This window comes from Luteimonas panaciterrae (assembly GCF_020511115.1).
Taxonomy (GTDB): domain Bacteria; phylum Pseudomonadota; class Gammaproteobacteria; order Xanthomonadales; family Xanthomonadaceae; genus Luteimonas; species Luteimonas panaciterrae.
In genome coordinates this window covers 1-2597 of record NZ_JAJAVH010000034.1, presented here as the reverse complement: position 1 = coordinate 2597, position 2597 = coordinate 1, and the positions used below count along the sequence as shown (strand labels likewise).

3 protein-coding genes are annotated in these 2597 nt (G+C 53.4%); 1 reads left to right on the top strand and 2 read right to left on the bottom strand.

Going from position 1 to position 2597, the window contains the following annotated elements:
• A partial coding sequence (locus LG367_RS18045) for a DUF7940 domain-containing protein (RefSeq protein WP_226470656.1) occupies window positions 1-188 on the bottom strand: 188 nt, incomplete at its 3' end.
• Window positions 189-1147: 959 nt separating this feature from the next.
• Here LG367_RS18045 and LG367_RS18040 point away from each other — a divergent pair.
• Entirely contained in the window at window positions 1148-2242 is a 1095-nt protein-coding gene (locus LG367_RS18040; protein WP_226470655.1) for a hypothetical protein, read from the top strand.
• A 90-nt stretch (window positions 2243-2332) separates the two neighbouring features.
• Here LG367_RS18040 and LG367_RS18035 read toward each other — a convergent pair.
• Window positions 2333-2597: LexA family protein (locus LG367_RS18035; protein WP_319004038.1), on the bottom strand; the 265-nt coding region annotated here is incomplete at its 5' end.

The window sequence follows — 2597 nt, the reverse complement described above, 5'->3', positions numbered from 1 at the left end:
CAGAGCATCCCTATACACCGTTTGGGCCGTCGGTCAAGAAAAAAACGGGGATTGCCGACCCATTCGGGCAAGCTGGCGCGCAGGGCTTCGGGCAGGCCAGTCCACGTGGCCTGCACAGCCAATGCGACCGCCATTGCTTGGACGTTGAACAGGCGCCAGGACGTTTTCCAGTTATCGATCAGTTTCACGAGGGGGCTCCGTAGGAGTTGACGGAATCGGTCGGCACTCTTGCCACCGGCGAAGCCGGCGTTGACGTCCTCGATGCGGTCGGCGCGCGCCCTGACAGCGAATGCTGGCTGCCCATCTCTTTCAGCCGAGAAACAGAAATTGTAAGGGTGTCAATTTATTCGTGGCGCGCAAACCGCTTTAGCTAATCGTCGTGACGACGGTAAAAACGACGTGCAGCTGCCAGCAGTGACAACTTAAGCAAAATTTCTCATCAATTCCAATGACGAATTTCAATATGAAGATCGTCGGAAACCGGTAGGGGAGTCCTCCCACAATTTCGTTTACGCCTAATCTAGCGCTCATGCAGTGCCAGTGCTTGCATGCGTGGTGCGAGCAGAGTTGGGCCCTCTAACGTGATGTCATCGAGACGCTGGCCGCCCCGTAAAAAGGAGTTATTACGGGACGCGCATGCCGTCTCTCCTCGGGTTCATCCGTGCAGGGTATACAGATAACCGCAGCCGATATGCGTTGCCAGCACGAGAACCCTAGCATGCTTCGGCAATCGTCGTCATCAAGAAATGGAAGGCGCCGAGTTGATTGAACCCAGTGTGTACGTGTTCGCGTAAAATCATGAAATACAGGTAGGGGGATGCACGCGGTATTTCGTTCTTGCGTGCGTAGCTGCATGTTTTAACTCGATGTTGTGTGTTCAGTGTGCCACTGGACGGAGAAGGCTGACTTGTCCGTAGGCGCCAATGACATCATAAGCTTGAAAGTAGTTTCCTCTCCTCCTAATCGCCTGGAGGAGAGGTCTTTTTTGCCAGAATGGGCTCGTGGGCGTGCTTGGCCTGGAGTTACGAGAATTTAGTGGGCACCTGAGGGACGGGCCCTATATGTCGTCTCAAACTCAGCAGGGCTGACGCCGTCAAGGTAGGTATGTCGACGTTTCGGATTCCAATCACAGAGTATGGAGTATTCCGTGAAGTCATATTTTAGAATCACTCTGGTGGTGGCAGGTATGGCGTTTGCTTCGCCATCGTTGGCGCAGGAAGCTATTGTCCCTTGCACTTTTTTGCCAAGCACAGGCGTAACACCCGACGCAACGATGGCGGCGCTCGATAAGCTCTATGAGCTAGGCGACATCCGAGTGTTTTATTCAACGACTGACGTGACACATCAGCTACCGGTCATCTCGCGGCCGGATCGCAACAGCAACGGCGTTCCAGATTTCGTGGAAAATGTCGCAAAGCAGGTTTCAGTTGCCCGTAAGATCTTCAACCTCGCAGGTTTCCGAGATCCTTTGGAAAGTCCTAGATATCGCATCGTCTCGAAGATCGATGTCAACATTTTGAATCTGCCCTCCTACAATGGCTTGGCCTATGACGGGGCCATCCGCTACACTAATTTGCCGTTGCGTGGCAATGCATGCACATTACGCATTGATATCAATCGCAATCTTCAGAGCACATCTGAGAATTTTACTACAAGCTGGTTCGTTCCAGCTCATGAAATGTTCCACTTATTTCAATATGGTTCAACGCTCTACAAAAACAGCATGATGGCTGAGCCAACGGCCAGATGGTCGGAATATGCATTGAGGCCTAATTCCGAATATCAGGCCATCCCGCCCACGGTAACGCCATTGCCGGCGTCCAGGGCCGATCTGTGTACGATCATAAACACGCCTGTCTCGGCGCCTGGGTACTTGATGTACACGCGTCTGATTGAATTGACAGACCCTCGAAATGAGCTTCGCATACCAGCTTCGTCGATCTCATCAGAGACCTATGTTGATGGGAAGGCAGTTATAAAGGATGGGCTGTGGCGCGGCTCGCAAATTATGAGCTATTTGCTTCAGTCGCTCGATGCCGAGGACGATGCTCATTCGTTTGAGACGTTGCGCGAATATCACAGATGGCCTGAAGCCGATCAAAAGTCTCCGACGAATATTCCACGCATTCTCCATGCAATCGAGCGTACGATTGATCGCATGGCCATTACTGGTGCCGAGGTCGACAAATTCAAGTCGGCGGTTGCCGCTTACCAGGCCAATCAGGATTGCTCAATTCCTTAAAATCGTGCGGACGTTATCTTCGCGTGATTCTCTCTGTCTCGAAAGGCGGGACAATCTAGTCGTCTTTCCAGAGCGACAACAGTGCCCATATCAGCCGCGCCGCACCAGACCGCAGTAGACCCCCTCGATGGCGAAATCCTGCCCCGGTTGTACATCGATGGGGATATGTGCGGGATTGCGTGGTAACAGGCGGATGCGCCCCCGTTCGTGGCGCAAGCGCTTGATGGTCAGTTCCTCATCGATGCGCGCCACCACTGTCTGGTCGTTGCGCGCCTCAGGCGTCCGGTGCACGCCCACCAGATCGCCATCGAGGATGCCATCCTCGATCATCGAATCGCCCTGCACCTTGAGCAGG